Consider the following 25,852-nt stretch of genomic DNA (forward strand, 5'->3'; position numbering starts at 1 on the left):
CCTTCGAACGGTACCGGCTAGTCGAGCCAAGGGTTGAAGAGGTTGACACCGGTGTGCTCGAAATCCTTGGTGTTGCCCGTGTATAGCGTCGCCTTGTGAAACTCGCTGACTGCCGCAATCGCAGCATCAGCGAATGTGATGGGGCGGTCCATGATTCTGCGCGCTGATCGGATTCGCCCGAATGCCTCCGCGGCATTTCCATCGAACGGAAGAATGAGCTCGGATCCGAGCATTTCTGCCCAAACGCTGATCACTTCTTCAAGAGATTCTCTGCGCCGCCCATGGGGGAGAAGTTCAACACCGTAGCGCAGCTCCGCCAAAGTGATCGAGGTGATGCACACCTGATCGGCAGCGGCAGCAACCCTTCTTGCCACCTTCCCATCCGGGTTGGCAATCAAGTCTGAGATCACGTTCGTGTCGAGAATGATCACGAGAACGGCACCCGGTCATCATCGTATTCCCGTGCTGGAATAGTGAGTTCGGGGAATCCTCCTGTTTCCGACAGTGCATCGAGTAGTGCCTGACCCGCGTTCCGATCTCCCACGGACTCAGACAGAATCCGTCGCACCTCAGCTTCCATTGAGACACCATTCTGACGTGCGCGTTCGGCCAACTTGGCCTTTACGCCGTCATCCAAGTTTCGCACGATGATGGATGCCACGTTAGTTACCTCCTGCATCACAACAATGGTGGTAGATATCGCGACGATATCAGTTTGTGAGGTGTCAAACCGTCTTCACCTTAGATTGCCCGCTGCCAACGGCCCGAGGTAAGTACTGTCAGTACCGGTGAGCGAGGGATAGGTCAATCAAGCCAGTCCTCGAAGCCGACGGGCCCGGACCTCGCGGGTATGCTTGTCTGCGTTTTGAGATGCCGCCGATGAGGAAAGGTGCGGGTGTGCAGTGAGCACCGAAAACCCCGAAATTGAACTGACTGAGGAGAGCCTGAACCGGGCTGCAGACAAAGCCATTGCGGCGTTCGAAGCGGCTGCAGATCTTGCTGCGCTCGAGGAGGCGCACCGCGCCCACCTCGGCGAGAAATCCCCGATTTCCCTGGCGCGCCGCTCACTCGGCCAGCTGCCGAAGGATCAGCGCAAGGACGCCGGCCGCTTCGTCAACGTCGCCCGCGGCAAGGCAGAGAAGTCCTTCTCCCAACTTCGAGCGGTGCGAGAAGTTGAACACCGTGAGCGCCAGCTGCGCGAGGAGACCGTGGACGTCACTCTGCCTACCGCCCGCGCACAGGCGGGCGCGATGCACCCGATCACTGCGCTTTCGGAGCAGATCGCCGACATTTTCATCGGCATGGGCTGGGAGGTCGCCGAAGGCCCGGAGGTAGAGGCGGAGTACTTCAACTTCGACGCTTTGAACTTCATCCCGGATCACCCGGCCCGTACCCTGCAGGACACCTTCTACATCGGCGAGGAGGGCTCCAAGCAGGTACTTCGCACCCACACCTCCCCGGTGCAGGTGCGCACCATGCTGGAGCGCGATGTGCCGATCTACATCGCCTGCCCCGGCCGCGTGTTCCGCACTGATGAGCTGGATGCCACGCACACCCCGGTGTTCCACCAGGTGGAGGGCTTGGCAGTGGATAAGGGGCTGTCCATGGCGCACCTCAAGGGCACCCTGGATCACCTAGCCAAGACGCTCTTCGGCCCGGAGACCAAGACCCGCATGCGCACCAACTACTTCCCGTTCACGGAGCCGTCGGCCGAGGTGGATGTGTGGTTCCCGAACAAGAAGGGCGGCGCCGGCTGGATCGAGTGGGGCGGCTGCGGCATGGTCAACCCGAACGTGCTGCGCGCCGTGGGCGTGGACCCGGAGGTGTACACCGGTTTCGCGTTCGGCATGGGGCTTGAGCGCACGCTGCAGTTCCGCAACGGCCTGACGGACATGCGCGACATGGTCGAGGGCGATGTCCGCTTCACCATCCCGTTCGGCATCCAGGCATAAGGGCAGGAGAGAGAGAACATGCTGATTTCAAAGAACTGGATCACTGACCTGCTCAATGGCGCGGGCAACAGCTTCAACCCGACGGACGAGGAGCTGGATGCCGGCTTCGTGCGCGTCGGCTTCGAAACTGAGGGCTACCAGCCGCTGCCGGAAACCACCGGCCCGCTGGTTATCGGCCGCGTGCTGGAGATTGAGGAGCTCGAGGGCTTCAAAAAGCCGATCCGCTACTGCCAGGTTGACGTCGGCCAGGCGAACGGCACCGGCGAACCGCAGGGGATCATCTGCGGTGCCCGCAACTTCCAAGAGGGCGACACCGTGATCGTCTCCCTCCCGGGCGCTGTCCTCCCGGGCGGGTTCGAGATCGCCGCGCGTGAGACGTACGGCCACATCTCCAACGGCATGATGGCCTCCGCCGCGGAGCTCGGGCTCACTGCGAAGAGCGAGGGCATTATCACGCTTGCCGACGCTTCCGTGCAAGCCTCCGGGCTCGAACCCGGCCAGGATGCCCGCGAGGTGCTCGGCTCCGACGACACTGTCTTCGAGGTCAACATCACCCCGGATCGCGGCTACGCGCTGTCCGCACGCGGCCTGACTCGCGAGATCGCCTCCGCGTTCGGTCTCGACTTCACCGATGTTGTTGAAGACCCCTCCGTTGCTGGGGTGGACGTGAGCAAGGTGCCGTCGATAAGCGGGGAGCTCCTGCCCATCACCCTGGAGCCGTCCACGAAGGCGAAGCGCTTCGGCCTGCGCAAGGTTGAGGGGATCGACCCGAAGGCGCAGGCACCGTTCTGGATGCAGCGCGCGCTGATGCTGTCCGGCATCCGCTCCGTGAACGCGGCGACGGACGTGACAAACTTCGTGATGCTGCTGACGGGCCAGCCGATGCACGCGTTCGACGCGGACAAGATTGCCGGCGGCCTGCGCGTGCACAACGCGCAAGGCGGCGAGGAGTTTGAGACGCTGGACCACACCAAGCGCACCCTGCTGCCGACGGATGTGGTGATCTCGGACGACAACGGCATCCAGTCCCTCGCTGGTGTCATGGGCGGCACCACCTCAGAAATCTCGGATGAGACGGTGAACGTTTACTTCGAGGCCGCGACGTGGGATGAGCTGACCGTGGCCAAGACGGCGCGCCACCACAAGCTCTCCTCGGAGGCGTCGCGCCGCTTCGAGCGCGGCGTGGACCCGGCAATCGTCGAGGCATCGCTGGATATCGCGTGCGCACTGCTTGTCGGCGCCGCCGGGGGCACCATCTCGCCGCAGGCCACCATCGTGGGTGAGGTGCCGGCGCGCGAGGCGATTGAGCTGCGCGCGGGCCGCGCCGGCGAGCTGATCGGCGTGGAGTACGCGACCGAGACCGTGATCAAGCGGCTGGAAGAGGTCGGCTGCACCGTTGAGCGCGGCGATGCGCAGGCTGGTGCGGACGAGGTCCTGCGCGTGACCCCGCCGACCTGGCGCGGCGATCTCACTGTGCCGGTGGAGCTGATCGAAGAGGTCGTGCGCCTCGAGGGCTTGGACGACATCCCGTCTGTCCTGCCCACGCCGGTTGGCGGCCGGGGCTTGAGCCCGCTGCAGCGCCGCCGCCGCGCGGTGACGCACGCGCTGGCGTACTCCGGGTACGCGGAGATCATCCCCACGCCGTTTATAAAGAACACCACCTTTGATACCTGGGGCCTGGAGGCGGAGGACCCGCGCCGCAACACCGTGAAGGTGCAGAACCCGCTGGACGCGGACTACAGCATTTTGGCCACCACGCTGCTGCCGTCCATGCTGGAGGCCATCGGTCGAAACGTTGCTCGCGGCCGCCACGATCTGGCGATCTACTCGGTTGCGCAGACATCTGTGAAGCGCGCAGATGTCTCCCCGCTGCCAAGCGTGGCCGCGCGCCCGGATGAGGCGACGCTGGCGGAGCTCATTGATTCCCTCCCGGAGCAGCACTTGCACGCAGCCACCGTGGCGGTGGGGCAGCAGGAGCTGGACGGCCCGTTTGGCAAGGGCCGCGACTACACCTGGGCGGATGCGATTCAGTCCGCACGCGTGGCCGCTGCGGCCGCCGGTGTGGCCCTAGACGTTGCAGCCGCGCAGCAACTGCCGTGGCACCCGGGCCGCTGTGCCGCGCTGACTGTGACAACCGCAGAAGGCGAGAAGATCATTGTTGGCTATGCGGGCGAGCTACACCCGCAGGTGCTGGAGGCCCTGGACCTTCCGGCCCGCACCTGCGCAATGGAGCTGGACCTTACCGCGCTGCCGTTCAACCAGGTGCTGCCTGCGCCAATGCTGTCTTCCTTCCCGGCAGTGAACCAGGACATCGCGCTTGTGGTGGAAGAGGACGTCCCGGCCGAGGCCGTGCGCCGCACCATCGAGTCCGCCGCCGGCGAGCTGCTGGAGAGCGTGGCACTGTTCGACGTGTATCGCTCGGAGCAGCTGGGTGAAGGGAAGAAGTCGCTCGCATTCGGCCTGGTGTTCCGCGCTGGGGATAAGACCCTCACTGAAGACGAAGCCTCCGAGGCCCGTCTGCGCGCCGCGGAAGCTGCCGCGAAGGAGCACAACGCGACGATGCGAGGGTAACGAATAGTTTGCGGCAAGATGCATAATCTGCTACGTTTGCCGTTATGACTATTTCCGTTGCGGTTGCCGGGGCGACCGGGTACGCGGGTGGAGAAATTCTCCGCCTCCTGCTCAGTCACCCGGCTTTTGTGGCTGGTGAGCTAGAAATTGGAGCGCTGACCGGCAACTCTAGCGCTGGTCTTCGCTTCGGGCGGCTTGTGCCTCACCTCCCGCAGTTGGCGGACAGGGTGGTGGAGGAAACGGACGTCGACACGCTGGCAAAGCACGACGTGGTGTTCCTTGGCCTCCCGCACGGGTACTCTGCCGCGATTGCCGCCGCGTTGCCGGAGGAAACCCTGGTGATTGACTGCGGGGCAGACTTCCGCCTGCGCAGCGCGCGGGAGTGGGAGAACTACTACTACTCCCCGCACGCCGGTACCTGGCCGTACGGAATCCCGGAGATGCCGGGTCACCGCGAGCAGATCGCGAACGCTCGGCGCATCGCGGTGCCGGGTTGCTTTCCGACGGGGGCTACGCTGGCCGCCCTGCCCGCAGTCAAGGCCGGTGTTGTGAAGCCTGATCTGCGGGTGGTGTCCGTGACCGGTGTCTCGGGTGCGGGGAAGAAGGCGTCGGTAGGCATGCTCGGCTCCGAAACCATGGGGTCACTGAGGGCGTACAACACCGCTGGTAGGCACCGCCACACTCCGGAGATTGCGCAGAACATCTCCGAGGTGACCAACAAAGAAGTCACCGTGAGCTTCACGCCGGTGCTGGCGCCGCTGCCGCGCGGCATCCTCACCACCGTCACCGCGCCGATTGCGGACGACGTTCGCGTGGCCAAAATCGACTCGCAGCTGCGCGGCGCGTACGAAGAGATGTACGGGGACGAGCCGTTCATCTGGCTCCTGCCGGAGGATGAGCTACCGGAGACGCAAAACGTTGTCGGCTCCAACATGTGCCACATCCAGGCCGAGATCGACCTGCACGCTGGCGTGGTGCTGATGACCTCTGCGATTGACAACCTGACCAAGGGCACGGGCGGCGCTGCGGTCCAGTGCATGAACATCGCGCTTGGTTTTGAAGAGACCGCCGGCCTGCCCCGCCAGGGCGTGGCCCCGTAAGGAGGAGTTGGAATGACTGGAAGTGTAACTGCGCCGCAGGGTTTCGCCGCTGCGGGCCACACCGCCGGCATCAAGCCGTCCGGCAAGCCGGATATGGCGCTGGTGCTCAACGAGGGCCCGGAGTTCAACGCCGCCGCGGTGTTCACCCGCAACAAGGTGTTCGCCTCCCCGGTGAAAATCAGCCGCGAGGCTGTGGCGAACGGCCAGCTCAAAGCCGTGCTGTTCAACTCCGGCAATGCGAACGCCTGCAACGGCGCGCAGGGCGACGCGGATGCGCGCGAGGCCCAGGCGCTGGCAGCGGAGAAGCTCGGCGTGGACGCCGGCGATGTGGCCGTGTGCTCCACCGGCTTGATCGGCGAGCTGCTGCCCATGGACAAGATCAGGGCTGGCGTAGAGGCGGTGGCCGGCGGGCTGGGAAGCGACGCCGCCCATGGTGCCGCCGCGGCGGAGGCGATCTTGACCACGGATACCGTGGCCAAGGAAGCCAAGGTGGAGCGAGATGGATGGACCGTCGGCGCGATGGGCAAGGGCGTGGGCATGATGGCGCCGTCGCTGGCCACGATGCTTGTGGTGATCACTACGGATGCGTCGGCAAGCAAGGATGCTCTCGACGCCGCCCTGCGCAAGGCCACGGCGGTGACCTTTGACACCTTGGACATCGATGGGTCTACCTCCACCAATGACACGGTGATTGTCCTGGCCAACGGCGCCAGCGGCCTGACCCCCGCGCAGGAAGAGCTGGATGAGGCGATCCACGCGGTATGCGCCGACTTGGCCGCCCAGATGCAGGCAGATGCGGAGGGCGTGACCAAGCGCGTCACCATCACCGTCACCGGCACTGCGGATGATGCGCAGGCGCTTAACGCCGCCCGCACCATCGGCCGCGACAACCTGTTCAAGTGCGCCATGTTCGGCTCGGATCCGAACTGGGGCCGCACCCTCGCGGCCGTGGGCATGGCGGATGCGGAGATGGATGCGGAGAACATCTCGGTGAGCTTCAACGGCCAGCCGGTGTGCGAGCGCTCGGCGGGCACGCCGGGCGCCCGCGAGGTGGACCTTTCCGGTGAAGATATCGCCGTGGAGGTGGATTTGGGCACCGGCGGGCCGGGCAAGGCCACCGTGCGCACCACCGACCTGTCGCACGCCTACGTGGAGATCAACTCCGCCTACAGCACCTAAAGAAAGAACCGACACATGGATGTAGAAGCGATCAGCGCGAACCTGAGTAATGAGGCCCGCGCCCACGTGCTCGCGGAAGCGCTGCCGTGGCTGCAGCACTACCGCGACAAGATTGTGGTGGTGAAGTACGGCGGCAACGCGATGATCGATGAGGACCTCAAGGCCGCCTTCGCCGCGGACATGGTGTTCCTGCGCACTGTCGGCGCGAAGCCTGTGGTGGTGCACGGCGGCGGCCCGCAGATCTCCGCGATGATGAAGCGCCTGGGCCTTGACGGAGGCGAATTTGTCGGCGGCTTCCGTGTGACCACGCCGGAAATCCTGGACGTGGTGCGCATGGTGCTCTTTGGCCAAGTGGGACGCGATTTGCTGGGGAAAATCAACTCCCACGGCCCCTACGCGGTGGGCACGTCCGGCGAGGATGCGGGCCTATTCACGGCGGAAAAGCGCTACGTGGAGGTGGACGGGGAGCAGCTGGACATCGGCCTGGTGGGCACGATCACGGACGTGAACCCGTCCGCGGTGATGGACATCATCGAGGCCGGCCGCATCCCCGTGGTCTCCGGCATTGCTCCGGGCGCGGACGGCAACGTGTACAACATCAACGCGGATGAGGCCGCGGGTGCGCTCGCGGCGGCGATCGGCGCGGAGCGCCTAGTGGTGCTCACCAACGTTGAGGGGCTGTACACCGATTGGCCGGACAAAGATTCGCTGCTGTCCAAGATCGAGGTGGGCGAGCTGGAGAAGATGATGCCGCGGCTGGATAGCGGCATGATCCCCAAGATGGAGGCTTGCCTCACCGCCGTGAAGGGCGGCGTGCGCGCTGCCCACGTCATCGACGGCCGCATCGCCCACTCCGTGCTGCTGGAGCTGCTGACCATGGGCGGCATCGGCACCATGGTGCTGCCGGACGCGTACGATCTGGCGCACTACCCGGACGGCACCGTGTTCAGGAAGGACGAGGCGAAGTGAGCGAGATCCTCTCCGGTTGGCAAGCCGGGCTGATGAACAATTACGGCCCCCCGCAGGTCGCGCTCGTCTCGGGGCACGGTTCCACGCTTGTGGACGACGCTGGAAACGAATACATCGACATGCTGGCCGGCATTGCCGTCAACGCCTTGGGGCATGCCCACCCCGCAATCGTCGAGGCCGTGACCGAGCAGGTGCAGACCTTGGGCCACGTTTCCAACCTTTTTGCTTCCGAACCGGCGGTGCAGGTTGCGGGCGAGCTGGTGCGCCGCTTCGGCGACGAGAGCGCACGGGTGTTCTTCTGCAACTCCGGCGCGGAGGCGAACGAGGCCGCGTTCAAGCTCGCGCGCTTGACTGGACGCAGGCGCATCCTGTCAGCGCAGCACGGGTTCCATGGCCGCACAATGGGATCGCTCGCACTCACCGGCCAGCCCGAGAAGCGCAAGGCCTTCGAGCCGGTTGCCGCAGGCGTGGAGTACTACCCGTACGGGGACATCGACTACCTGCGCACCCTGGTGGAGCTCAACCCGGGAGAGGTCGCGGCGATCTTCCTCGAGCCCATTCAGGGTGAAACGGGCGTGATTCCGGCGCCGGAGGGATTCCTCGCCGCGGTACGCGAACTTTGCGACACCCACGGCATCCTCATGGTGGTGGATGAAGTGCAGACCGGCGTCGGCCGCACCGGCTCCTTCTTCGCGTTCGAGCACGACCTGCCCGCAGGCATCCGCCCGGACGTGGTCACCATGGCCAAAGGCCTCGGCGGCGGGCTGCCAATCGGCGCGGCCATCGCCACCGGCAAGGTCGCCGAGACCCTTACCCCGGGCTCACACGGCACCACCTTCGGCGGCAACCCCATCGCGTGCGCTGCAGCGCGCGCGGTGCTGAAAACGCTTGACGACGATTTTCTGGCCGGCGTCACCGCGAAAGGGGAGCGGTTCGCAGAGTTGGTGCACGCCATCGACGGCGTTACCGAGGTCCGCGGGCGCGGTCTCATGCTCGGCGCCGTGCTCGAAGCACCTGTGGCGAAGCAAACTGTGGCGGCGGGGTTGCGTCACGGGGTGGTGCTCAATGCGCCGTCCGCAAGCGTGGTGCGCTTCACCCCGCCGCTAGTAATCAGCGAAGACGAACTTGAGCAGGCTGCGCAACGCTTCGCCGCAGCCTTCAACGAAACACGACAGGAAGAGAAGGAGTAGCAATGCCACGTCACTTTCTCGCGGACGATGATCTGACCCCGGCCGAGCAGGCGGAGGTGCTGGAGCTCGCCGCAGCGATGAAGCGGGAGCCGTACGCGCGCCGCCCGCTCGAGGGGCCGCAGTCGGTAGCAGTCCTCTTTGACAAGACGTCCACGCGCACCCGCTTCTCATTCGACGCGGGTATTGCCCAGCTTGGCGGCCACGCGATTGTCACGGAAACCGGCAACTCCCAAATGGGCAAGGGCGAGACCTACCAGGACACAGGTGCGGTGCTCTCCCGCTATGTTTCCGCGATTGTGTGGCGCACCTACGCGCACCAGAACCTTATGGACATGGCGGAGACGGCCACGGTGCCGATTGTGAACGCGCTGTCGGACGACCTGCACCCGTGCCAGATTCTGGCGGACCTGCAAACGATCGTCGAAAATCTCTGCCCCGAGGAAGGGCCTGCCGGCCTGAGCGGGAAGCGTGCTGTGTACCTGGGCGATGGCGACAACAACATGGCCAACTCCTACATGATCGGCTTCGCCACCGCCGGGATGGACATTGCCATCATCGCGCCGGAGGGTTTCCTGCCGCGTGAGGAGTTTGTGGAGCGGGCCCGCGCGCGTGCTGCTGAGACCGGCGCAACCGTCACCGTGACCTCGGACCTCGCTGCGGTTGAGGGCGCGGACGTGGTGATCACCGATACCTGGGTCTCAATGGGCATGGAGGGCGACGGCAAGGATCGCCGCACCCCGTTCATGCCGTACCAGGTCACCCAGGATGTCATGAACGCGGCCGGCGAGGGCGCGATCTTCCTGCACTGCCTGCCTGCATACCGCGGCAGTGAGGTCACCGCAGAGGTCATCGACGGACCTGCGTCGCGCGTGTTCGATGAGGCGGAGAACCGCCTCCACGCGCAGAAGGCGCTGCTGGCCTGGCTGCTGGAGCACCAGCCGTCGGAGGGTGTGCAGTGACGCAACCCGTATCCCGCACCGCACGCCAGGCGCGGATCTTGGAGATCCTCGCGGCGACACATGTGACCTCGCAGGTGCAGCTTTCGGAGCTGCTGCTGGAAGAGGGGATTGACATCACCCAGGCGACGCTCTCGCGCGATCTGGATGAGCTTGGCGCCCGCAAGGTTCGCCCGCTGGAAGGCGGCCGTGCGTTCTATACCGTGGGGTCTGAAAAGGAAGCCCTCGGAGCGGTGCAGACCGGCCCACGCGAAAAGTTGGGCCGGATGATTGATGAGCTTGTGGTCTCCGTTGACTACTCCTACGGCATCGCCGTCCTGCGCACCCCGCCGGGCGCGGCCCAGTACCTGGCCAGCTACATCGACCGTGTGGGTCTGGACCAGGTAGTCGGTTGCATTGCGGGCGATGACACGGTGTTTGTCCTCGCACGTGAACCGCTGACGGGCCAGGATCTTGCTGAGGAGCTCTTCGGCAGCGCCCCGCGCAAGCGCGATTAGCGCCACCCACTATCCTCAAAGGTCGAACCAAAACTTTTTCTCAAGGAGCTTTTGCATATGTCCAACCGCGTTGTACTCGCATACTCCGGAGGCCTTGACACCTCCGTGGCCATTCCGTACCTCGGCGAAATGCTGGAGGGCGACGTTATCGCCGTAGCGCTCGACCTGGGCCAGGGCGGCGAAGACATGGAGTCCGTGCGCCAGCGCGCGCTGGACTGCGGTGCGGCAGAGGCGATTGTCATCGACGCAAAGGATGAGTTTGCCAATGAGTACTGCCTGCCCACCATCAAGGCGAACGGCATGTACCAGGGCGAATACCCGCTAGTTTCCGCCATCTCCCGCCCGCTGATTGTGAAGCATCTGGTCAAGGCTGCCCAGGACTTCGGCGGCACCCACGTTGCCCACGGCTGCACCGGTAAGGGCAACGACCAGGTTCGCTTCGAGGTCGGCTTCCTCAACCAGGACCCGGACCTGGAGATTGTGGCCCCGGCGCGCGACTACGCGTGGACCCGCGACAAGGCCATCGAGTACGCCGAGGGTAAGGACCTGCCGATTGAGCAGTCCGCCGCATCTCCGTTCTCCATTGACCAGAACGTGTGGGGCCGCGCGGTTGAGACGGGCTTCTTGGAGGACCTGTGGAACCCGCCGACCAAGGACCTGTACTCCTACACCGAGGACCCGGCGCTGGGTAACGCGCCGGACGAGGTCATCATCTCCTTCGAATCCGGCAAGCCGGTGGCCATTGACGGCCGCCAGGTCACTGTCCTGGAGGCAATCGAGGAGCTGAACCGCCGCGCAGGCGCCCAGGGCATCGGCCGTTTGGACATGGTGGAGGACCGCTTGGTGGGCATCAAGTCCCGCGAGGTGTACGAGGCTCCGGGTGCCATCACCCTGATCACGGCGCACAAGGCGCTGGAGGACGTGACGGTGGAGCGCGAGCTGGCCCGCTACAAGCGCCTCATCGACGCCCGCTGGGCGGAAGAGGTGTACGACGGCCTGTGGTTCGCGCCGCTGAAGCGCTCCCTGGACGCATTCATCGAGTCCACCCAGGAGCACGTCACCGGTGACATCCGCATGGAGCTGCACAACGGCAAGGCCACCGTCAACGGCCGCCGCTCCAACCACTCGCTGTATGACTTCAACCTGGCCACCTACGACACTGGCGACACCTTCGACCAGACCCTGGCGAAGGGCTTCGTGCGCCTGCACGGCCTGTCCTCCCAGATTGCCAACAAGCGCGACCGCGAGGCGCGCTAGTGGAGCAGCACAAGACCAACGAGGGCGCGCTGTGGGGCGGCCGGTTCTCCGGCGGTCCTTCTGAGGCGATGTTTGCCCTCAGCGTGTCCACGCACTTCGACTGGGTGCTGGCACCCTACGACGTGCTGGCCTCCAAGGCGCACGCCAAGGTGCTGAACAGGGCTGGCTTGCTTGACGACGATGCCTTGGCAACCATGCTGGACGGCCTCGACCAGCTTGGCCGCGACGTGGCGGACGGTTCTTTCGGTCCGCTGCCGACGGATGAGGACGTGCACGGTGCGATGGAGCGCGGCCTGATCGACCGGGTTGGACCGGAAGTGGGCGGGCGTCTGCGAGCCGGCCGCTCCCGCAACGACCAGGTTGCCGCCATGTTCCGCATGTGGCTGCGTGATGCGGTTCGTGGCGTGGCGCTGGATGTTGCCGACTTGGTGGATGCCATCGTCGCCCAGGCCAAGGCGCACCCGGATGCGATCATGCCCGGTAAGACCCACTTCCAGGCGGCGCAGCCCATCCTGCTCGCGCACTCCCTCCTGGCGCACGCCCAGCCGCTCCTTCGCGATCTGGAGCGCATCCAGGATTTGGACAAGCGTTTGGCCGTGTCCCCGTACGGCTCCGGCGCGCTGGCGGGTTCTTCCCTGCAGCTCGATCCGGAGGCCATTGCGGAGGAGCTCGGTTTCGATTCCTCCGCCGACAACTCCCTCGACGGCACCGCATCCCGCGATTTCGCGGCCGAGGCTGCGTACGTGCTCGCCCAGATCGCGGTAGACCTTTCCCCCGTTTCGCGGAAGAGATCATCGCGTGGTGCACGCCGGAGTTCGGTTACGTCACGCTGCATGACGCCTGGTCCACCGGGTCCTCGATCATGCCGCAGAAGAAAAACCCGGACGTGGCCGAGCTTGCGCGCGGCAAGTCCGGGCGCTTGATTGGCAACCTTGCCGGCCTTTTGGCGACGTTGAAGGCGCAGCCGCTGGCCTACAACCGCGACTTGCAGGAGGACAAGGAGCCGGTCATTGATTCGGTGACCCAGCTGCGCGTCCTGCTCCCCGCCTTCACGGGCTTGGTCTCCACCTTGACGTTCCACGAGGATCGCATGCGCGAGCTCGCGCCGGCCGGCTACACGTTGGCGACGGACCTGGCGGAGTGGATGGTGCGCCAGGGCGTGCCGTTCCGCGAGGCCCACGAAGCATCCGGCGCCTGTGTCCGCATCGCAGAAAGCAGGGGAGTTGGTCTTGTGGAGCTGACGGATGAGGAGCTGGCGGGCGTCGACACGCGCCTCACCCCCGAGGTGCGCGAGGTGCTCACCATCGACGGTGCGGTGGCCTCCCGTGCCACCCGCGGCGGCACTGCGCGCGTGCGGGTGGAGGAGCAGCGGGAGCGCGTGGCCGAGGCGAGCGCTTCCTACCGCGCGTGGGCCGAGCGCCCCGTGCGTGCCGACGGTGCCGTTTAGCAGCGCTATCGTTTAGGGCACTCTACGATGGCCGTATGAGTGTTCCCAGTAGTGCATCGAGCACGACGAATGGCACCAAGCGTGGAGGGCGTGGACTGACCGTCCTGCTTGGTGTCATTTTGCTGTGCGTGGTGGTGGCCGCGGTAGCTCTGGGCCGGGGAGGCCTTGGTGGAGGCGGCACCTCCGACACGGAAAACGACGGCGCTGGCGGCGGCCTCCGCGGCGGTGCGGGGGTGACCAAGGTCCACGGCGTCATCGGCTCCGAGAAGCGCGGCTACTTCGAGGACCCAGACGTTGTCGCGCGGTTGAAAGAGCTTGGGTACGAGGTGAGTATTTCCACCGCCGGCTCCCGCCAGATTGCCACCGGCACGGACATTGCCGCGCAGGATTTTGTTTTCCCGTCGTCCGCCCCGGCAACGCAGAAGGTGCGGGAGCAGGTATCTGGCGCTAGCGCGGAGTTCCCGTTCTTTTCTCCGATGGCCGTGGCCAGCTGGCAGACCATCGCGGACATTCTTGAGGAGCAGGGAGTAGTCCACCAGGAAAACGGCGCGTACGTGCTGGACATGGCAAAGTACGTGGACTTGGCGCAGTCCGGAACCCGCTGGCGCGACCTTTCGGATGCGTTCCCGTCTCCGCGCAACGTGCAGATCCGCTCCACGGACATCCGCACGTCCAACTCCGCCGCGATGTACCTGAGCGTGCTTGCGTGGGAATTCCAACAGCGCGACCCAGCCCGCGGGGATGATGTGGGCTACTTGGTTGAGCAGATCTCCCCGTTCTTCACTGGCCAGGGCTACTCCGAGTCCTCCTCTTCGGGCCCGTTCGCGGAGTACCTGAGCCAGGGTATGGGTGCCGCACCGATGGTGATGGTCTACGAGGCCCAGTTCATCGGCGAGCAGATGAGCCCCACCTCCCGCATCCGGGACGACATGGTGCTGTTCCACTTGAGCCCGACTGTGCTGGCCAACCATGGCATTGTGGGCGTGACCCCGGAGGGCAAGGAGCTCGCCCGGCTGCTGACCGCTGATGCGCAGTTGCAGCAGCTCGCGGCCCGCCACGGGTTCCGCCCAGCCACCGCGGGCTCGCTGGCGGAGGAGATGGAGCAGCACGGCTTGCAGCCGCCGGCGGACTACGTCAATTCCATCGACCCGCCGAACTATGACCGCTTGGAGCAGTTGATTGACGGGGTGGGCATGCGCTACGGCACGCTCGCACCGCCGCCGAAGCAGGAGGAGGAAGAGTAGTGAAGAAACTCTGGGCGGCCATTCTGGCCATGATCGCCACCCTGGCACTTGCCGGGTGCACGACGGAGATGACGTCGGGGACGGGATCGTCGTCAAGCAGAAGCTCCCAGGGCGACGGCCTGCGCATTGTCGCCGCGACAGAGCTCAAGGATTTGCAGCAGCTTATCGACGAAGCTTCGAACGACCTCGGCTTCCCCATCGAGCTCGAATTTCCGGGCGGCACCCTTGAGAATTCTCAGGCGCTGAAGCGCGGGGAGTTCGACGGCGCCGTGGACGCCACCTGGTTCGCCACCAACCGCTACGTGAACCTAATCGGCGCGGTGGACAAGCTGGCGGACGAGACCAAAATTGCCACCAGCCCCGTGGCCTTCGGTGTGTGGGAGGAAACCGCAAAGCGTCTTGGATGGGACACGCAGCAGCCGACGTGGACGGAGTTTGCCAAGGCGGCTGAGGCGGGGGAGTTCACCTTCGGCATGACCAACCCCTCCGCCTCCAACTCGGGCTTTTCCGCCCTAGTGGCCGTGGCCACCGCGTTGGCGGACACGGGCCAGGCGCTCTCTCCGGGCGACTTGGAGCGCGTGAGCCCCACACTGCAGCAGCTGTTCCAGGCGCAATCTTTGGTCTCCGGATCCTCCGGCTGGCTGGCAGAGGCGTTTGTTGCGGACCCCACTCGTGCGGACGCGATTGTGAACTATGAGTCCACGCTGTACCAGCTGCGGGAACAGGGCCACCCGATCCAGGTTGTGGTGCCGGCAGACGGCGTGATTTCTGCCGATTACCCGCTGGCCACGTTGGCGCAGCCAGCTAACCCGCAGGCGAGTGAGCAGGTCAAGGCGCTGGCGCAGTGGCTGCTGGAGCACCAGGAGAACATCGCCAGCACGTTCCGCCGCCCGGTCTCCCAGGTGGACAACCTGCCGGCTGAGATTGCTAGCCAGCAGGTGATCGAGCTGCCGTTCCCCGCAAACCAGGGCGTGGTGGATGAGCTGCTGTACGCCTACGACAACAGCTACCGCACCCCGGGCACCACGACGTTCATCTTGGATACCTCCGGCTCCATGGCTGGTCGGCGAATTGAGTCGCTGCAGGCCATCATGCGTTCTCTAGTCGATGGTTCCGCGTCCACCCTGGTGGGCGACGTTTCCCTGCGCGACCGCGAGCAGGTCACGCTGTGGTCCTTCGACAACCAGCCGAACCCGCCGGTGACAGTCCAGGTGGACCGCTCTAACCCAGCCAGCCTGCAGCAGCTGACAGACTATGTTGACAACCTGGAGGCCAGCGGCTCTACCGCCATGTACCAGACGCTGCTGGATGCGCTGCACGGCGCCGACACGGCCGCTGGGATTCCGTCGATCGTGCTCTTCAGCGACGGCGAGGACAACATCGGCCCGCCGATGCGCGAACTGAAGTACCTGTACGCCGACCTTCCTGCGGATAAGCGCCGGATTCCCGTCTTCATCATCCTCTACGGCAGCGCGAATGAGAGCGAGATGCGCGAGCTTGCGGCGATGACTGGCGGCAAGGTGTTCGATGCCCTCGGCGGCGACCTCGAGGCTGCGTTCAAGGAGATCCGTGGATACCAATAACGCTTTCGCAAACTTCCTGGTGTCGCGCCGGAACCAGGTCGGTCTGCTGTTGGCCATCCTGGTGGTGGTGCTGCACCTTGCATTCGGCCTGGGATACTTGTGGCCGTTGGCGACAGTGGCTGCATACGGTGCCGGCGTGGCACTGACCCCGCCGCCGAAGCAGAAGGAGCTTCCTCCAGCCCCCGTTACTCCCACGCCGGTGCTGCTCGATCAGGCGTTGACGGAAACGTCGAAACGCTTGTTCAGCGCGGGCCCGCCGACGCCGATTCTGGCCCAGGTGCGGGAGTTGGAGAACAACGTGCGCTTCGTGCTTTCGCAGTGGGACCACCTGGAGCCGACGCCGAAGCACCGGCAGACGATGTGGAACATTGTCAAGGTGTATTACCCGGAAATCACCACGACGTATCTGGATGCGCCGCAGTTCCGCGACCAGTCCGCGGTGAACGTCATGGTGGATTCGCTGAGCACCCTGACGCAGGCCGCGGGGCGAATCAAGGCCGGCATTCTTGACGACAACCTGCGCGCCATGGATTCCCAAGCCCAGTTCCTGCGCAATGAGCTGGGCGCCCTCCCGGGTCTGGACGGCGGCTATCCGGAGGAGGACCGCTAGCGCCCGCACGGGTTGCCGGCGGGTAGCATTGAGCGCCATGAGCCTTGATCCCAGGTTGCTGGAAATCCTCGTCTGCCCGCAGGACAAGGGCCCGCTGCGTTACGACGAAGGGGAGCAGCTCCTCATCAACGAGCGGCTCGGGGTTGCCTACCGCATCGACGATGGCATCCCCGTCCTGCTTATCGACGAAGCACAGCCCCACCCCGCAGCTACCAAGTAGCGAACATAGAAAGAGCGTGATCTGTTCATGACTTCCCCCGCCAATATTGTCGACGAACTCGAATGGCGCGGCCTGATCAACCAATCGACCGACCTCGAAGCGCTGCGCGAGGCGACCGAAAACCCAATCACGCTGTACTGCGGCTTTGACCCGACCGGGCCGTCGCTCCACGCAGGCCACCTTGTTCCGCTGCTCATGCTGCGCCGCTTCCAAATGGCCGGCCACCGCCCGATCGTGCTGGCCGGTGGCGCGACCGGCATGATCGGCGACCCGCGTGACGTTGGCGAGCGCACCCTGAACTCGGAGGACACTGTCGGAGAATGGGCGAAGCGTATCTCAGGTCAGCTTTCCCGCTTCGTCTCCTTCGAAGGTGACAACGCCGCGCTGCTGGTGAATAACTACGACTGGACCAAGAACCTTTCCGCCATCGGCCTGTTGCGCGACATTGGCAAGCACTTCTCGCTGTCTACAATGCTCGGGCGCGAGACGGTGAAGCGCCGCCTGGAATCCGACGGCATCTCCTACACCGAGTTCTCCTACATGCTCTTGCAGGCGAATGACTTTGTGCAGCTGCGACGCAACCACGACTGCATTCTGCAGATCGGCGGCGGCGACCAGTGGGGCAACCTGATCGCCGGCGTAGACCTGAACCGCCGCATGGATGGCGCATCCGTCCACGCCGTAACGGTGCCTTTGGTGACGGATTCTGAAGGCAAGAAGTTCGGCAAGTCCACCGGCGGCGGCTCCCTGTGGCTGGATCCCGAGATGACCAGCCCGTACAGCTGGTACCAGTACTTCCTGAATACCGCAGACGCAGACGTCATCCGTTACCTGCGCTGGTTCACGTTCCTTGACCAGGCAGAGCTGGAGCAGCTCGAGGAGGAGGTGGCGGAGCGCCCGTTCAAGCGCGAGGCGCAGCGCCGCTTGGCTCAAGAGATGACCGACTTGGTTCACGGCCGGGAGGCACGCGAGGCTGCGGAACTTGCGGCGCAGGCGCTGTTTGGCAAGGCGGATCTTGCGGACTTGGACGAAGGCACCCTCGCCGCCGCCGTATCTGAGACCGGGGTACTCGAGACATCGAGCGAGGAAGCCCAGGGCATTGTGGACCTTCTTGTTGGCTCCGGCCTGGTGGATTCCAAGGGTGCTGCACGCCGCGCGATCAAGGAGGGCGGCATCTACGTTAACAATGAGCGCGTTGAGTCTGAGGAGTGGGTCCCCGCAGAGGAGGACTTCTACCACGGGGCTTGGCTTGTGCTGCGCCGAGGCAAGAAGAACTTCGCGGGCGTTAAGCGCGTTTAAGCCACTGACGCTCTATCGTGTTACACCGCGTGAGCAGGGAAGTTTGCATTCTGTTCACGTCGGTGTTTAAAGTGTCCAACACGTTCTTCGGAGCGAGACAAACTCAATACAGGTTCGGATGGAAAAACTTCCGTAAGACGGAGATTGACACCGAAGAACCGAATGAGTAAGGTCGTACAAGCCGCTCAAACGCCGGGGTGAAACTCAGCGGAAAAGCGTGGGTGTGTTGTTTGAGAACTCGATAGTGTGCCAATGCATTTTTGTTTGTGGGTTGGTTGTGTGCCTGTGACACATTTTGGCTGCATGGTTCCGTGTTTTGCGGGGTGTGTGGTTGGTGTGTGCTGGTGGCTGCGTTCTGAATCCTTTGATGGGGGCGTGGTTGATCGGTTGGGCCATGATTGGTTCACTGAACGTTTTTGCAAAGTTTTTGGTTGGCCCTTAAGTTTTTCCTCGTCGGATGTGGGGCCAGCCGTGTTTGCAGTAATTTTAGGAAAACATTTTATTTGAGCCAGTTCTGCACCGGTTTGGTGTGGGGTGGTTTGTTTTGGTTGGGTATTGGGCTTTTCACGGCCTGTTTCTTGACGAAACATGACACTCTATTTCAGGGTGTTCTTTGTGGAGAGTTTGATCCTGGCTCAGGATGAACGCTGGCGGCGTGCTTAACACATGCAAGTCGAACGGAAAGGATCCTTCGGGATTACTCGAGTGGCGAACGGGTGAGTAACACGTGGGTGATCTGCCCTGCACTTTGGGATAAGCCTGGGAAACTGGGTCTAATACCGGATAGGACCATCGTTTAGTGTCGGTGGTGGAAAGATTTTTTGGTGTGGGATGAGCTCGCGGCCTATCAGCTTGTTGGTGGGGTAATGGCCTACCAAGGCGTCGACGGGTAGCCGGCCTGAGAGGGTGTACGGCCACATTGGGACTGAGATACGGCCCAGACTCCTACGGGAGGCAGCAGTGGGGAATATTGCACAATGGGCGCAAGCCTGATGCAGCGACGCCGCGTGGGGGATGACGGCCTTCGGGTTGTAAACTCCTTTCGCCAAGGACGAATTTTTGACGGTACTTGGAGAAGAAGCACCGGCTAACTACGTGCCAGCAGCCGCGGTAATACGTAGGGTGCGAGCGTTGTCCGGAATTACTGGGCGTAAAGAGCTCGTAGGTGGTTTGTCGCGTCGTTTGTGGAATACCGCAGCTTAACTGTGGGGTTGCAGGCGATACGGGCATAACTTGAGTGCTGTAGGGGAGACTGGAATTCCTGGTGTAGCGGTGAAATGCGCAGATATCAGGAGGAACACCGATGGCGAAGGCAGGTCTCTGGGCAGTAACTGACGCTGAGGAGCGAAAGCATGGGGAGCGAACAGGATTAGATACCCTGGTAGTCCATGCCGTAAACGGTGGGCGCTAGGTGTGAGTCCCTTCCACGGGGTTCGTGCCGTAGCTAACGCATTAAGCGCCCCGCCTGGGGAGTACGGCCGCAAGGCTAAAACTCAAAGGAATTGACGGGGGCCCGCACAAGCGGCGGAGCATGTGGATTAATTCGATGCAACGCGAAGAACCTTACCTGGGCTTGACATACACCAGATCGGGCTAGAGATAGTCTTTCCCTTGTGGTTGGTGTACAGGTGGTGCATGGTTGTCGTCAGCTCGTGTCGTGAGATGTTGGGTTAAGTCCCGCAACGAGCGCAACCCTTGTCTTATGTTGCCAGCGGTTTGGCCGGGGACTCATGAGAGACTGCCGGGGTTAACTCGGAGGAAGGTGGGGATGACGTCAAATCATCATGCCCCTTATGTCCAGGGCTTCACACATGCTACAATGGTCGGTACAACGCGCAGCTTCCCTGTGAGGGGGTGCGAATCGCTGAAAGCCGGTCGTAGTTCGGATTGGGGTCTGCAACTCGACCCCATGAAGTCGGAGTCGCTAGTAATCGCAGATCAGCAACGCTGCGGTGAATACGTTCCCGGGCCTTGTACACACCGCCCGTCACGTCATGAAAGTTGGTAACACCCGAAGCCAGTGGCCCAAACGTTTGTGGGGAGCTGTCGAAGGTGGGATCGGCGATTGGGACGAAGTCGTAACAAGGTAGCCGTACCGGAAGGTGCGGCTGGATCACCTCCTTTCTAAGGAGCTTTATGTTTTGTGCCCGCAGTTGCGGGTGCCGCACAGTGCGTCGAACAGTGTGTGTCGAACAGTGTTTGTCGAGCAGTGTTTGATGTGTGTGTGGTTGGTGGTTGAGTCGCCGTGTGTGCGGCTGCCGCCGTGTTTGTTTGAAAATTTCCAGGTGGACATGCACCGGCTGGGTTAGATGCCCGGCTCATGGGTGTGGTACTGGGTGTGCAACCTTTCTCCCGCCGTTTGGTGGGGGTCCGCGAACAAAGTGTTTGTGTTGGCATGCTGTTGGGTGTCTGGGGCAGCACAGGTGTTGTGTTGTTTCTGTGGCCTGCATGGTTCGCGCTGCTTACGTTTTGTGGGTGGTGTGGTGTGTGGGTGTGGTGTGTGAGAACTGGAGAGTGGACGCGAGCATCTGACAACACCTGCGTTTGTGCCTTGCACGTGTGTGTGGGGTGTGGGTGTTGTTTTTTCTGTTTTTTGTGTGTTTGTTCTTAGTGTGTTGTTTTTATGTAAGGGCGTACGGTGGATGCCTTGGCATGCTGAGCCGATGAAGGACGTGTGAGGCTGCGTTATGCCTCGGGGAGTTGCCAACTAAGCGTTGATCCGAGGATGTCCGAATGGGGAAACCCAGCACCAGTTGTGTGGTGTTACCTGCAGGTGAATGCATAGCCTGTGTGGGGGTTGACGCGGGGAAGTGAAACATCTCAGTACCCGTAGGAGAAGAAAACAATTGTGATTCCGTGTGTAGTGGCGAGCGATAGCGGATGAGGCTAAACCATGTGCGTGTGATACCTGGCAGGGGTTGCGTGTGTGGGGTTGTGGGGTGCGACTGAGCATGGTCTGCCAACTGTGCCGACTACGTGCGTGTGTGAGCGGAAGCGCCTGGGATGGTGCACCGGAGTGGGTGATGAGTCCCGTACGCGTATATGCATGTGCTGGTTGTGTCGCAAACCCCGAGTAGCAGCGGGCTCGTGGAATCTGCTGTGAATCTGCCGGGACCACCCGGTAAGCCTAAATACTCAGTGTGACCGATAGTGGATTAGGTACCGTGAGGGAATGGTGAAAAGTACCCCGGGAGGGGAGTGAAAGAGCTCCTGAAACCGTGCGCTTACAATCCGTCAGAGCACCTCAGTGTGTGATGGCGTGCCTTTTGAAGAATGAGCCTGCGAGTCAGCGGCATGTCGCGAGGTTAACCCGTGTGTGGGGTAGTCGTAGCGAAAGCGAATCCGAAATGGGTGTTGTAGTGGCATGTCCTGGACCCGAAGCGGGGTGATCTACCCATGGCCAGTGTGAAGCAGCTGTAAGAGGTTGTGGAGGCGCGAACCCACTTAGGTTGAAAACTGAGGGGATGAGTTGTGGGTAGGGGTGAAAGGCCAATCAAACTCCGTGATAGCTGGTTCTCCCCGAAATGCATTTAGGTGCAGCGTTATGTGAGCTTGCCGGAGGTAGAGCTACTGGTTGGTTGAGCGGGACTATCATCTTAGCAATGTCAGCCAAACTCCGAATGCCGGTTGAAGTGGTGCATAGCAGTGAGACTGTGGGGGATAAGCTTCATAGTCGAGAGGGAAACAGCCCAGATCGCCGGTTAAGGCCCCTAAGGGTGTACTAAGTGGAAAAGGATGTGGGATCGCGAAGACAGCCAGGAGGTTGGCTTAGAAGCAGCCATCCTTGAAAGAGTGCGTAATAGCTCACTGGTCGAGTGGTTTTGCGCCGACAATGTAGTGGGGCTCAAGTACACCGCCGAAACCGCGGCAAGACATTGTCTTGGGTAGGGGAGCGTCGTGTGTGGGGTGAAGCCGTATCGTAAGGGGCGGTGGACTGCATGCGAGTGAGAATGCAGGCATGAGTAACGAGAGATACGTGAGAATCGTATCCGCCGAATGACTAAGGGTTCCTGGGTCAAGTTCGTCTTCCCAGGGTGAGTCGGGTCCTAAGGCGAGGCCGACAGGCGTAGTCGATGGTCAACGGGTTGATATTCCCGTACCCGTGTATGCGCGCCAAATGCTGAAGCGGTGATACTAACCACCCTGAACCACTCCTATGATCATCTCTGATGGTCCGGGTGTGGTGATGCGTGGGGCCTGATCTGTGGTAGGTAAGTGATGGGGTGACGCAGAGTGGTAGCCGCGCCAGTTATTGGATTCTGGTGCAAGCGTGTAGCACGACGCCTTGTTAAATGCGGGCGTCACTAGGTGTGAGGCGTGATGCGTAGCCCAATTGGGGTGATGGCGGTGATCCTGTGCTGTCGAGAAAAGCCTCTAGCGATGTGCATGTACGGCCCGTACCCGAAACCGACACAGGTAGTCAGGTAGAGCATACTAAGGCGGTCGGGTGAACTGTGGTTAAGGAACTCGGCAAAATGCCCCCGAAACTTCGGGAGAAGGGGGACCACACCCGGTGATGCCATCTTGCGTGGTTGAGCTGGTGGTGGTCGCAGAGAAGAGAGGGGAGCGACTGTTTATCAAAAACACAGGTCCGTGCGAAGACGATTAAGTTGATGTATACGGACTGACGCCTGCCCGGTGCTGGAAGGTTAAGAGGACCTGTTAGGTAGTAATACCGAAGCGGAGAATTTAAGCCCCAGTAAACGGCGGTGGTAACTATAACCATCCTAAGGTAGCGAAATTCCTTGTCGGGTAAGTTCCGACCTGCACGAATGGCGTAACGACTCCCCTGCTGTCTCAACCACAGGCCCGGTGAAATTGCAGTACGAGTAAAGATGCTCGTTTCGCGCGGCAGGACGAAAAGACCCCGGGACCTTCACTATAGCTTGGTATTGGTGTTCGGTGCGGTTTGTGTAGGATAGGTGGGAGACGTTGATGCATCAACGCCAGTTGGTGTGGAGTCGTTGTTGAAATACCACTCTGACCGTAGTGGATACCTTAACCTTGGCCCATGATCTGGGTTGGGGACAGTGCCTGGTGGGTAGTTTAACTGGGGCGGTTGCCTCCCAAAATGTAACGGAGGCGCCCAAAGGTTCCCTCAGCCTGGTTGGCAATCAGGTGTTTAGAGTGTAAGTGCACAAGGGAGCTTGACTGCGAGACTTACAAGTCGAGCAGGGACGAAAGTCGGGACTAGTGATCCGGCACCTACTTGTGGATGTGGTGTCGCTCAACGGATAAAAGGTACCCCGGGGATAACAGGCTGATCTTCCCCAAGAGTCCATATCGACGGGATGGTTTGGCACCTCGATGTCGGCTCGTCGCATCCTGGGGCTGGAGTAGGTCCCAAGGGTTGGGCTGTTCGCCCATTAAAGCGGCACGCGAGCTGGGTTCAGAACGTCGTGAGACAGTTCGGTCTCTATCCGCCGCGCGCGTTGAAACTTGCAGAAGGCTGTCCCTAGTACGAGAGGACCGGGACGGACGTACCTCTGGTGTGCCAGTTGTTCCGCCAGGAGCATCGCTGGTTAGCTACGTACGGGAGGGATAACCGCTGAAAGCATCTAAGCGGGAAGCCTGTTTTAAGATGAGGTTTCTTTTGAGGTTCCCAGCAGACTACTGGGTTGATAGGCCGGAACTGGACACACAGCAATGTGCGGAGGCGACCGGTACTAATACACCAACAACAAACAACCACCACCAATCAACACCCACTTAGGTCACGGTTCGGTGTCCTGCAAACACACCAACACAAGGTGTGCACGCGTCCACTCACCAGTATCTGACACACCACACACCACCCGAGTGTGCGGGGCCAGACAACTCCACATCAACCAATGTTGCTAACCCCGAAATAGATGTGTCGGTGGTGATAGCGGCGGGGAAACGCCCGGACCCATTCCGAACCCGGAAGCTAAGCCCGCCCGCGCCGATGGTACTGCACCCGGGAGGGTGTGGGAGAGTAGGTTACCGCCGACCCAACAACTTAAAACAAGACCGCTAAAGGGCATCGTTTGGACCGTACAGTACCGTCGCAAACGATGCCCTTTAGTGCTGTCGAGGGGGAGCACCCTTGGTCGCGCTGATCATGACAACCCTTGCGATCTTCGGCCTTGTAATCGTCGCCAGTTCAGCCAGCGCCAGTACGGCGATATTTTCTGTCACCGTAATCCTCATTGGATTCGGGTTTGCTCCCTTCGTCGGCGATTCTCTTGCACGGCGTATCCCGGTCACCTTCTGGGATCGCCTCTCCATCTCGCGCGAGACGTCCCCACCGATGGGGAGTGTCCCGTTTCAATGCGTTGCTCTCCCGTATCGGATAGAACAAACAGGTCTACGCCATGCGGGAATATCGATCAACTGGTGACAGCGACCGGTGGGACCCGCATCACATGCAGTCGGCAGCCGCCGGGCACGCTTGGTCATTCGCGCTGCACATCATCACCGCAATCTTGGTGGCCTCGACCGGAAGTTTGGCATGGTGCGCCGCGCTGGTGGTCGTCGGGATCTTCGGCCACCTATACCCGGTGCTGTTGCAGATTCGTGCCCTTAGGCGCCGCAGGGAGCTGCAACCCTGGTACCCGTAAGCGCATGGCCTGCTGTCCGGCGATGCGATCTATGTATGCCAGTCTCCCTATACTGTTGTGAACGCGTAGGAAAGGTTAGGAATGTCTGAAGTCGATAACCGATACGAGGATGCCCCAACGGAGGATCAGGGTAACAAGCCTGATCGTCGTGAGACGCGGCGCTCCGAGAACCCTGGTGAGCGGGGGCGCGAACGGTACGAGCGTCGGGACGGAGACCGCGATCGGGGCCGTGGTCGGTACGACGACCGTGGACGTGGTAGTCGGGATGACCGTGGCGGTGACCGCCGCAGTGACGGCGGCCGCGGTGGGTACCGCGGCGGCAGAGATGACCGTGACGCCCGTGGCGGCTCCCGTGCTGGTCGGCGAGACGATAACCGCGGTAGAAATGACCGCAGAGACAACCGGGGCGGCGACCGCAGCCGCGGCGGCAACAAGCCGTATGGCGATCGCAACCGGCGAGACGACAACCGCGTGCGCCACGATCGTTCGAACCCGCGCCGCGAAGGATTCCGCGAGGACCGTATGGCGCAGCGCCTCTCAGAGCCGGATCTGCACGACGATATCGACATCACGTTGCTGGACCCGTCGGTGCTGCAAGATCTCCGCGTCCTTTCCAAGGACAACGCGGACCGTGTAGCAAAGCACCTCGTGATGGCGGCGGAACTTCTGGAGGATGACCCGCAGCTGGCACTCCGCCACGCGCGTGCCGCGAAGAACCGCGCGGGCCGCGTCGGTGTGGTGCGCGAGACCAATGGCGTGGTCGCTTACCACGCCGGGGAGTGGCGTGAAGCGCTCTCTGAGCTGCGTGCCGCCCGCCGCATGACTGGCGGCCCTGGCTTGCTCGCCGTGATGGCAGACGCAGAACGTGGTCTTGGCCGCCCGGAGAAAGCACTAGAGCTCGGCCGTACGCCGGAGGCGCGCCAGCTGGATGAGGAAGGCCGCATCGAGCTCGCCATCGTGATGGCTGGTGCGCGCCATGACCTTGGCCAGCACGAATCTGCGTTGGCAACGCTTGATCGCCTCAACCCGTCGCTAGATTCGGAAGGATACAGTCAAGCCCGTTTGTCCTACGCATACGCAGATGCGCTGCTCTCCGTAGGGCGTAAGGACGAAGCCAGCACCTGGTTCGAGCACGCGGCTGACTTGGACATCGATGAGCTGACGGATGCCCGAGAGCGTCTGGAAGAGCTGGACTAG

17 protein-coding genes, 3 rRNA genes and 1 pseudogene are annotated in these 25,852 nt (G+C 62.5%); 19 read left to right on the forward strand and 2 right to left on the reverse strand.

Annotated elements, in window-relative coordinates; genetic code table 11:
* Nucleotides 1-17: 17 nt before the first annotated feature.
* Nucleotides 18-431: a type II toxin-antitoxin system VapC family toxin gene (locus JZY91_RS04970; protein ID WP_234948838.1), complete on the reverse strand. Its 414-nt coding sequence runs from the start codon at nt 429-431 to the stop codon at nt 18-20.
* The gene (locus JZY91_RS04975; protein ID WP_234948839.1) at nt 428-661 is read right to left on the reverse strand and encodes a toxin-antitoxin system; all 234 of its coding nucleotides are present in this window, start codon (nt 659-661) and stop codon (nt 428-430) included. Before JZY91_RS04975 ends, JZY91_RS04970 begins: the two co-directional genes overlap by 4 nt.
* A 241-nt stretch (nt 662-902) precedes the next feature.
* On the opposite strand from JZY91_RS04975, the gene pheS reads away from it, so the two are divergent.
* The 19 genes and pseudogenes from pheS to JZY91_RS05070 all read left to right on the forward strand — a co-directional run bounded on the left by pheS (nt 903) and on the right by JZY91_RS05070 (nt 25,852).
* A complete protein-coding gene (gene pheS, locus JZY91_RS04980) occupies nt 903-1,952 on the forward strand; it encodes a phenylalanine--tRNA ligase subunit alpha (protein WP_234948840.1) in 1,050 nt (349 codons plus the stop codon).
* Nucleotides 1,953-1,970: 18 nt separating this feature from the next.
* The gene (gene pheT, locus JZY91_RS04985) at nt 1,971-4,523 is read left to right on the forward strand and encodes a phenylalanine--tRNA ligase subunit beta (RefSeq protein ID WP_234948841.1); all 2,553 of its coding nucleotides are present in this window, start codon (nt 1,971-1,973) and stop codon (nt 4,521-4,523) included.
* 44 nt (nt 4,524-4,567) lie between these two features.
* The gene (argC, locus tag JZY91_RS04990) at nt 4,568-5,623 is read left to right on the forward strand and encodes an N-acetyl-gamma-glutamyl-phosphate reductase (protein WP_234948842.1); all 1,056 of its coding nucleotides are present in this window, start codon (nt 4,568-4,570) and stop codon (nt 5,621-5,623) included.
* A 12-nt stretch (nt 5,624-5,635) separates the two neighbouring features.
* Complete coding sequence (argJ, locus tag JZY91_RS04995; protein WP_234948843.1) at nt 5,636-6,802, forward strand: bifunctional glutamate N-acetyltransferase/amino-acid acetyltransferase ArgJ; 1,167 nt, start codon at nt 5,636-5,638, stop codon at nt 6,800-6,802.
* 15 nt (nt 6,803-6,817) lie between these two features.
* Nucleotides 6,818-7,771 carry an acetylglutamate kinase gene (argB, locus tag JZY91_RS05000; protein ID WP_234948844.1) on the forward strand — a complete coding sequence of 318 codons (954 nt, stop codon included), beginning with the start codon at nt 6,818-6,820 and terminating at the stop codon, nt 7,769-7,771.
* Between the two features lie 32 nt (nt 7,772-7,803).
* On the forward strand, nt 7,804-8,961 hold the full coding sequence (locus tag JZY91_RS05005) for an acetylornithine transaminase (RefSeq protein ID WP_234949056.1): 1,158 nt from the start codon (nt 7,804-7,806) through the stop codon (nt 8,959-8,961).
* Between the two features lie 2 nt (nt 8,962-8,963).
* Nucleotides 8,964-9,920 (forward strand): ornithine carbamoyltransferase, encoded by a 957-nt coding sequence (gene argF / locus JZY91_RS05010; protein WP_234948845.1) that lies wholly within the window; start codon nt 8,964-8,966, stop codon nt 9,918-9,920.
* Nucleotides 9,917-10,414, forward strand: a complete 498-nt coding sequence (locus JZY91_RS05015; protein WP_234948846.1) for an arginine repressor — start codon at nt 9,917-9,919, stop codon at nt 10,412-10,414. Before argF ends, JZY91_RS05015 begins: the two co-directional genes overlap by 4 nt.
* 57 nt (nt 10,415-10,471) lie before the next feature.
* Nucleotides 10,472-11,671, forward strand: coding sequence for an argininosuccinate synthase (locus JZY91_RS05020; RefSeq protein WP_234948847.1), 1,200 nt, complete (start codon nt 10,472-10,474; stop codon nt 11,669-11,671).
* Nucleotides 11,671-13,118, forward strand: a pseudogene (gene argH, locus JZY91_RS05025) (argininosuccinate lyase). Before JZY91_RS05020 ends, argH begins: the two are co-directional and overlap by 1 nt.
* 35 nt (nt 13,119-13,153) lie before the next feature.
* Nucleotides 13,154-14,362, forward strand: coding sequence for a hypothetical protein (locus JZY91_RS05030; protein ID WP_234948848.1), 1,209 nt, complete (start codon nt 13,154-13,156; stop codon nt 14,360-14,362).
* Complete coding sequence (locus JZY91_RS05035; RefSeq protein ID WP_234948849.1) at nt 14,362-15,945, forward strand: VWA domain-containing protein; 1,584 nt, start codon at nt 14,362-14,364, stop codon at nt 15,943-15,945. Before JZY91_RS05030 ends, JZY91_RS05035 begins: the two co-directional genes overlap by 1 nt.
* Nucleotides 15,932-16,555: a hypothetical protein gene (locus tag JZY91_RS05040; protein WP_234948850.1), complete on the forward strand. Its 624-nt coding sequence runs from the start codon at nt 15,932-15,934 to the stop codon at nt 16,553-16,555. Before JZY91_RS05035 ends, JZY91_RS05040 begins: the two co-directional genes overlap by 14 nt.
* 37 nt (nt 16,556-16,592) lie before the next feature.
* Nucleotides 16,593-16,775 (forward strand): Trm112 family protein, encoded by a 183-nt coding sequence (locus JZY91_RS05045; RefSeq protein WP_234948851.1) that lies wholly within the window; start codon nt 16,593-16,595, stop codon nt 16,773-16,775.
* A gap of 27 nt (nt 16,776-16,802) precedes the next feature.
* The gene (gene tyrS, locus JZY91_RS05050; RefSeq protein ID WP_234948852.1) at nt 16,803-18,074 is read left to right on the forward strand and encodes a tyrosine--tRNA ligase; all 1,272 of its coding nucleotides are present in this window, start codon (nt 16,803-16,805) and stop codon (nt 18,072-18,074) included.
* 612 nt (nt 18,075-18,686) lie between these two features.
* Nucleotides 18,687-20,198 (forward strand): 16S ribosomal RNA (locus tag JZY91_RS05055).
* Between the two features lie 490 nt (nt 20,199-20,688).
* Nucleotides 20,689-23,765: ribosomal RNA gene (locus tag JZY91_RS05060) — 23S ribosomal RNA — on the forward strand.
* A 165-nt stretch (nt 23,766-23,930) separates the two neighbouring features.
* Nucleotides 23,931-24,047 (forward strand): 5S ribosomal RNA (gene rrf / locus JZY91_RS05065).
* The 16S, 23S and 5S rRNA genes sit together here, the layout of an rRNA operon.
* A gap of 689 nt (nt 24,048-24,736) precedes the next feature.
* The gene (locus JZY91_RS05070; RefSeq protein ID WP_234948853.1) at nt 24,737-25,852 is read left to right on the forward strand and encodes a tetratricopeptide repeat protein; all 1,116 of its coding nucleotides are present in this window, start codon (nt 24,737-24,739) and stop codon (nt 25,850-25,852) included.

Source organism: Corynebacterium sp. CNCTC7651 (assembly GCF_021496665.1).
Lineage (GTDB): Bacteria > Actinomycetota > Actinomycetes > Mycobacteriales > Mycobacteriaceae > Corynebacterium.

Bases quoted from the DNA above. Each gene is read 5' to 3' on its own strand.
- pheT (WP_234948841.1), top strand. From the start codon at position 1,971: ATGCTGATTTCAAAGAACTGGATCACTGACCTGCTCAATGGCGCGGGC.
- argC (WP_234948842.1), top strand. From the start codon at position 4,568: ATGACTATTTCCGTTGCGGTTGCCGGGGCGACCGGGTACGCGGGTGGA.
- argJ (WP_234948843.1), top strand. From the start codon at position 5,636: ATGACTGGAAGTGTAACTGCGCCGCAGGGTTTCGCCGCTGCGGGCCAC.
- argB (WP_234948844.1), top strand. From the start codon at position 6,818: ATGGATGTAGAAGCGATCAGCGCGAACCTGAGTAATGAGGCCCGCGCC.
- JZY91_RS05005 (WP_234949056.1), top strand. From the start codon at position 7,804: ATGAACAATTACGGCCCCCCGCAGGTCGCGCTCGTCTCGGGGCACGGT.
- argF (WP_234948845.1), top strand. From the start codon at position 8,964: ATGCCACGTCACTTTCTCGCGGACGATGATCTGACCCCGGCCGAGCAG.
- JZY91_RS05020 (WP_234948847.1), top strand. From the start codon at position 10,472: ATGTCCAACCGCGTTGTACTCGCATACTCCGGAGGCCTTGACACCTCC.
- JZY91_RS05030 (WP_234948848.1), top strand. From the start codon at position 13,154: ATGAGTGTTCCCAGTAGTGCATCGAGCACGACGAATGGCACCAAGCGT.
- JZY91_RS05045 (WP_234948851.1), top strand. From the start codon at position 16,593: ATGAGCCTTGATCCCAGGTTGCTGGAAATCCTCGTCTGCCCGCAGGAC.
- tyrS (WP_234948852.1), top strand. From the start codon at position 16,803: ATGACTTCCCCCGCCAATATTGTCGACGAACTCGAATGGCGCGGCCTG.
- JZY91_RS05070 (WP_234948853.1), top strand. From the start codon at position 24,737: ATGTCTGAAGTCGATAACCGATACGAGGATGCCCCAACGGAGGATCAG.